Source organism: Bradyrhizobium sp. (assembly GCF_019244115.1).
GTDB lineage: Bacteria > Pseudomonadota > Alphaproteobacteria > Rhizobiales > Xanthobacteraceae > Bradyrhizobium.
In genome coordinates this window covers 1-6,296 of record NZ_JAFATE010000362.1, presented here as the reverse complement: position 1 = coordinate 6,296, position 6,296 = coordinate 1, and the positions used below count along the sequence as shown (strand labels likewise).

The 6,296-nt window shown below is 64.5% G+C and carries 7 protein-coding genes; 5 read left to right on the top strand and 2 right to left on the bottom strand.

All coding sequences use genetic code 11. From position 1 onward, the window contains the following. The 3 genes from JOZ76_RS16010 to JOZ76_RS16000 all read left to right on the top strand — a co-directional run. The coding region (locus JOZ76_RS16010) for a lyase family protein (RefSeq protein ID WP_291699609.1) at positions 1 to 732 on the top strand (732 nt) is incomplete at its 5' end. Between the two features lie 138 nt (positions 733 to 870). Beyond that, positions 871 to 1,347: a group II truncated hemoglobin gene (locus JOZ76_RS16005; protein ID WP_291699607.1), complete on the top strand. Its 477-nt coding sequence runs from the start codon at positions 871 to 873 to the stop codon at positions 1,345 to 1,347. A gap of 62 nt (positions 1,348 to 1,409) precedes the next feature. Then, positions 1,410 to 2,666, top strand: coding sequence for an aminopeptidase (locus JOZ76_RS16000; protein ID WP_291699606.1), 1,257 nt, complete (start codon positions 1,410 to 1,412; stop codon positions 2,664 to 2,666). An 18-nt stretch (positions 2,667 to 2,684) separates the two neighbouring features. Here the strand turns inward: JOZ76_RS16000 and JOZ76_RS15995 are convergent, their stop codons facing one another. Continuing rightward, positions 2,685 to 3,602 carry an NmrA family NAD(P)-binding protein gene (locus JOZ76_RS15995; RefSeq protein WP_291699603.1) on the bottom strand — a complete coding sequence of 306 codons (918 nt, stop codon included), beginning with the start codon at positions 3,600 to 3,602 and terminating at the stop codon, positions 2,685 to 2,687. Positions 3,603 to 3,703: 101 nt separating this feature from the next. Between JOZ76_RS15995 and JOZ76_RS15990 the strand changes: the two genes are divergently transcribed. Both JOZ76_RS15990 and JOZ76_RS15985 read left to right on the top strand, forming a co-directional pair. After that, positions 3,704 to 4,357, top strand: a complete 654-nt coding sequence (locus JOZ76_RS15990; protein WP_291699601.1) for a TetR/AcrR family transcriptional regulator — start codon at positions 3,704 to 3,706, stop codon at positions 4,355 to 4,357. A gap of 207 nt (positions 4,358 to 4,564) precedes the next feature. Continuing rightward, a complete protein-coding gene (locus JOZ76_RS15985; protein WP_291699599.1) occupies positions 4,565 to 5,548 on the top strand; it encodes an AraC family transcriptional regulator in 984 nt (327 codons plus the stop codon). 6 nt (positions 5,549 to 5,554) lie between these two features. Here the strand turns inward: JOZ76_RS15985 and JOZ76_RS15980 are convergent. After that, positions 5,555 to 6,296: amidohydrolase family protein (locus JOZ76_RS15980; protein WP_291699597.1), on the bottom strand; the 742-nt coding region annotated here is incomplete at its 5' end.

Here is a 6,296-nt window from a genome sequence, read left to right as displayed (position 1 = left end):
GACAAGGGATTTGAGGTGCAGGCCGCGCTCTGCGAGGAGCTCGGCCTCGGCGTCCCCGTGGCCACCTGGCACGTCGCCCGCGACGGTTTTGCGGAAGCCGTCAATTTTCTCGCGCTGGTTACCGGCTCGCTCGGCAAGATCGCATTGGACATCATGATCATGGCCTCGACGGAATTCGCCGAGCTCCGTGAGCCCTTCGTCAAGGGCCGCGGCGCGTCCTCGACCATGCCGCAAAAACGTAATCCGATCTCGTCCGAACTGATGCTCGCAGCCTCCAAGGCTGTACGCCAGCACGCCGGCCTGATGCTCGATGCCATGGTGCAGGATTTTGAGCGCGCCACCGGACCGTGGCATGCAGAATGGATGGCGATCCCGGAGAGTTTTGTGCTGACCGCGGGCGCGCTCAACCAGGCCAAATTCGCACTGCTGGGACTTGTCGTCGATACGCAGCGGATGGCGCAAAACCTTGCGATCAGCCGCGGGCTGATCGTCGCCGAGGCTGTGATGATGGGACTTGCGCCCGCGCTCGGCCGCCAGGATGCGCACGACGTCGTCTATGACTCCTGCCGGCGCGCCAACGAGCAGGGGCTTTCGCTGGCGGATGCGCTGTCGGCCGATCCGCGCATCGCCGCGCGGATCGACCGCGTCGAGATCGAGCGGCTGAGCCAGCCGGAAAATTATCTCGGGCTGGCGCCGCAAATGGTCGATCGCGTGCTGGCGGGGCGCCAGTGAAGTGGAAGGCGAATGCCGCCATATCGCCGTAAGCACGCGTGGCGCGGAACCGAGGCGAGCTCGGAAAGCTCGCAGAATCGCGAGTTGATCTTGGTGCCGCCGCGAGCGCATATCCTCGTCGCGAGGGAGAAAATCCAGATGACAGAGTCAAGAACTGTTCCGACGCTTGCCGAATGGGCCGGTGGCCTCGAGGGCCTGCGCGCGCTCACAAAGCGCTTCTACGAAAAGGTTCCGCACGATCCGCATCTTGCGCCGGTATTCGCGCAAATGGACCCGCGTCATGCCGAACATGTCGCCGCCTTTATCACGGAGGTGTTCGGCGGGCCGACAGCATACACCTCACAACGCGGATCGCATTCGCATATGGTTGGTCGGCATCTTCGCCGGCATCTCACCGAAGACCTCCGCAAGCGGTGGCTGGCCTTGATGCTCGACACCGCCGACGAGGTCGGGGTCCCCTCCGATCCGGAATTTCGAGCGGCCTTTGTCGGCTATTTGGAATGGGGCACACGGCTGGCTGTCCTGAACTCGCAGGATGGCGTCACACCGCCGCCGCACGACGCGCCGATGCCGCAGTGGGATTGGGGGCCGCCGGGCGGTCCCTGGCAGGGCTAGTGCAGCTATTGCGCCCTGCGCTGCCGGGTTTACATAGAAGTCCCATTGAAAAAGGCCTCACCATGACTACACATCAGCGCCATCTCTCTGCCCCGATCGATCCCGTCAAACTCGACCGCCTCGCCGAGGTCGCGGTGAAAGTGGGCTTGCAGCTGAAGGAGGGTCAGGACCTGCTTTTGACGGCGCCGGCCGTAGCGCTGCCGCTGGTGCGGAGAATTGCCGAACATGCCTACAAGGCGGGTGCGGGGATCGTGACGCCGATCCTGTCGGACGAGGAGTTCACCCTGGCCCGCTATCGCTTCGGCCATGATGCAAGTTTCGATCGCGCGGCCGGCTGGCTCTATGACGGCATGGCGAAGGCGTTTTCGGACAACACCGCGCGGCTCGCGATCGTCGGCGACAATCCGATGCTGCTGTCGGGCGAGGATCCGCAGAAGGTCGCGCGCGCCAGCAAGGCCAATTCGAAGGCTTATCAGCCGGCGCTGGAGAAGATCGTCAATTTCGATACCAACTGGAACATCATCGCCTATCCCAGTGCGTCGTGGGCCAGGCTGGTCTTCCCCGATGACGCCGAGCATGTCGCGGTTGCCAGACTGGCGGACGCGATCTTCGCGGCATCGCGCGTCGACAATGACGATGCGATCGGTGCCTGGACCAGGCACAACGCGGTGCTGCGCGAGCGCACCGAATGGCTCAACGGCCAGCGGTTCAGCGCGCTGCACTACACGGGTCCGAACATGGAGCTCACGATCGGGCTGGCCGATGGCCATGAATGGGAAGGCGGCGCCTCGACCGCCAACAACGGCATCACCTGCAACGCCAATATTCCAACCGAGGAAGTTTTTACCACACCGCATTGCCGGCGCGTCTCGGGCCACGTCGTCAGTTCGAAACCGCTATCCTACCAGGGCACGCTGATCGATAACATCCAGGTCAGATTCGAGGACGGGCGCATCGTCGATGCCAAGGCGAGCCGCGGCGCGGAGGTGCTGAACAAGGTGCTCGACACCGACGAGGGCGCGCGGCGGCTCGGCGAGGTGGCGCTGGTGCCGCATTCCTCGCCGATCTCGAAGAGCGGGCTGTTGTTCTACAACACGCTGTTCGACGAGAACGCCGCCTCGCACATCGCGCTCGGGCAATGCTATTCAAAGTGTTTCGTCGACGGCACCAAGCTGACGCCGCAGCAGATCGCGGCCCAGGGCGGCAACAAGAGCCTGATCCACATCGACTGGATGATCGGCTCGGATCAGACCGATATCGACGGTGTCCGCGCCGACGGCAGCCGCGTGCCGGTGTTCCGCAGCGGCGAGTGGGCGTGAGGTCGGTTTGTCCTGCGGTCAGGCCGACTTCGCCAGCCACTCGCCCTGGCTCTCGCGAACGAAGCTTTCGAAGGTTTTGGGCGGCGCGCCGCCGATCGCCTCGATCGCGTCGGCCACCGCATAGTGCGGATCGCTGGGATCAATCGCGGCGCCCCGGATCGCGCGCCACAGCGAGGAGAGATGCTCGACGGCGTGTTGATTGAAGCCGCGCGCCAGCGCCTGGCGCTTCCACTCCTCGTCCGAGATGTCCTCATAGGTCACGCTCCTGCCGAGGACACGGGCGAAGGTTGCAATGATCTCCTTCAGCGAGATCGTCGTGCCGATCAAGGGATAGGTCGTCCCCGCGATCAGCGATGGCGCTGTCATGAGGCCCGCCGCCACGCGGGCGACGTCCTCGCCCGCGACCAGCGGCAGCACCGTGCTCTGGCTGCCCCAGGGCAGGCGCACCGCGCCCTGCGCCGGCAGGCTCTGGCGCACCAGCGATGCGAGGTTCTCATAGAACACCGTGGCCCTGATATGGACGGCGCCGACATTGGCCCACTCGAACACCTGCTCGGACAGATAATTCTGCCGCATCCGCGGGGTCGGCGCATCGGGCGAGGATTGCAGCATGACCAGATTGACCAGCCTCGTAATGCCGGCTTCGCGCGCCGCGAGCGCCATCGCCGTGGTGGCGTCGAGCAGGCCGTCCTGAACTGGATAGGCGAAGTAGATCGCGGAGGTGCCCTGCACGGCGCGCTGCACCGAGCGGATGTCGAGGAAATCGCCTTCGACGATTTCGGCACCGAGCGCGCGCAGCCTTTCCGAACGGTCGTCGATGCGATGAACGAAGGCGCGCACCGGGATTTTGCGCGCCAGCAGCATTTCGGAGAGATGCCGGCCGGTCTTGCCCTGCCTGCCGCCGGCTGCGGATGTGACGAGAACGGGTCGTGCCATGCTTCGCCTCCTCGAATATTTCTGTGCATAATCTTTTTTGGTACCGAATGGTACCGCCCGCAAAACATATGGTACTATAGGGTACCAAGTCAAGAGGCAGGATGGCGAAGCAGCAGACGGCCAAGCATCAGGCCACACCTCAGGCCGAGACCACGACCGAAATCCCTGTCCGTCGCCGCATCCTCGATGCGGCTTTCGCGGCCTTCATGGACCAGGGCTTTGCGGCGACATCGACATTGGAGATTGCGACGCGCGCGCGGGCCTCGAAGCGCGAACTCTATGCGCTGTTCGGCAGCAAGCAGGAGATGTTGGTGGCGTGCATCGGCGAGCGCGCCACCCGCCTGAAAATCCCACACGACTGGTCCGAGCCACGCGATGTGGACGCGCTGGCGGGCACCCTCATTGCGTTCGGAACCCGCCTCCTGCACGAGACCAGCGAGCCTGCCGTGGTCGCGATGTTCCGGCTCGCGATCGCAGAAGCCACCCGTGCGCCCGAGGTCGCAGGCGTGCTCAACAAGGTCGGCCTTGAAGCAGGCCGTGCGGCCCTGCACGACATCATGAGCCGCGCCTGCTCTGCCGGACTGCTCGCTGGGAACCCGGCGGAAATGGCGGCGCTGTTCACCGGAATGCTCTGGGGCAATCAAATGGTGCGGCTGCTGCTCGGCATCGCCCAGCGACCAGATCCGCGCGAGCTGTCCGATTGCGCTGAAGCTGCGACGCGCGCGGTGCTGCAACTCCACGGAGCACGTCGATAGGCCGTCAGCAGCCGCTTCGTACAGTCGTCCGGCCTGACTGTGGGCGCAGCCAGTGCATTCCGACAAACGGTATCGAGGTCTGGTTGTCAGAGGTCGCGAAGACATAGCCACATGCGGCCTTCGGCGAGGGGCTCACCTATGGGGATTGCCGCTGTTTCGCTCGAATCCTACCGCACGTACCCAATCCCGCACGGAAATAACCCGCTCATGTCCTCGTCAAGCGATCCGCTTTTCAGGTATCCGGTAATTCGTACCTCCCGCGTGGAGGAACTCGAGCACGAAATCGTCGACATTTACGGTGCCTCGAGCTTCGACGTCGAAGACCCGGCCGGGCTCGACGTCCGCGGCAACTTCGTGCGCCTGCGCGACACCTGCCTCGGGTTTGGAGCCATCGGAGGGGCGGCACGAATCCATTTCCCGGAAAGCGACTTCGCCCGGCTGCAGTTTCCGCTGCGCGGACAGGGCGCGACGCGCTGTGGCAATCGCACCGTCGAGGTCAACGCGAGCAGGCCAAGCCTGACGTCAGCCGGCCGTCCGACCATGCTGCACTATGGCGCCGACTTCGAGCACCTGTTTCTCCGGGTCAAGTCGGAATCGATGGCGCGCAAGCTCTCGGTGCTCCTCGGGATGCCGCTTCGCAACAGCATCGAGTTCGAGCTTGCCGATTTCAGCAGCCAGGCGAGGCTGGCCGGCATGCGGCGCCTGATGGACCTGATCGTGGCGCAGCTCGACGATGAGGAATCGATCCTTGTTCCGGCCGCCACCTGCGAACTGGAGCAGGCTGCAATCGTGCAATTGCTGTTCGCCGGTCGGCACAATTATAGCGACCTCCTCGAGCAGTCGCCGCGCGAGGCGGCACCCACGCATGTGCGGCGGGTCGAAGCCTATATCGAAGCGAACTGGAACGGCCCGATCATGATCGAGTCGCTTGCCGAAGTCTGTGGGGTCAGCGCCCGCACCTTGTTCCGGACCTTTGAGAAGGCGCGCGGCTGTTCGCCGATGACCTTCGTCAAGAAGGTCCGCCTCGAACACGCGCGCCGCATGTTGTGCAGACCTGACGAGACCACGTCGGTGTCCCGCATCGCCTTCGCCTGCGGTTTTTCCAATCTCGGTCACTTTGCAAGCGCGTACCGGTCCGCTTACGGAGAACTCCCTTCGCAGACGCTGAGCCGGTCGCGGGCCCTCGCCTGACCACGGTCAACTCGCGGCCAAGTTGTAGACCCTGTTCGCCGTGCCTGAGAACAGCGCGGTCTTCTCGGCCGCACTGTACTGTGCGGCGATCCGTTTGAAGGCGTTGAAGATTACCTGATAGCTGCATTGGCCCTTGTCGGGCGGAAAATTGCTCTCGAACATGCAGCGCGCCGGACCGAACGCCTCGATGCAGGTCTCGATGTAGGGCCGCCAGGCCGACGCAGCTTCTTCCGATGATGGCGGCCGCGGTCGCTCGTGAAAGTCGTAGCCCAGAAGCCGCATCGCGAGCCCGCCGAGCTTGACTACGACGTTCGAACATCTTGCAGCCTGCCTGATCGAGCCTCTCCAGTCTGCGAAGACTTCCTCCCGCCGGCCGGCGTAGCCGCCGATGCCGAGCGGGCCGCCGCAATGGTCGAGGACGATTCGCGTATCGGGAAAGGCGCGGGCGAGATCGATGAACTCGCCGAGTTGCGGGTGAAACAGCCAGGCGTCGAAACTGAGGTCGAGCGGCGCCAGGCACGCAAAGCCCTTGCGGAAGGTGGGATCGAGCAGGAGCCCCTTCGGCCGTGTCGCATACATGCCTGCGACGCTGGGATCAGCGTCCCAGGCCGAGGAGTGGCGAATGCCGCGGAAACGGCCGTTGCCGGCCGCGATCTCGGCCTCGAGCACGGCCCGTGCGCCTTCGCCGAGCAGGAGGTTGGCATGGCCGCCGATGCCGGCGCAGATCCGCGCTTTGCCGTAGGCGCCG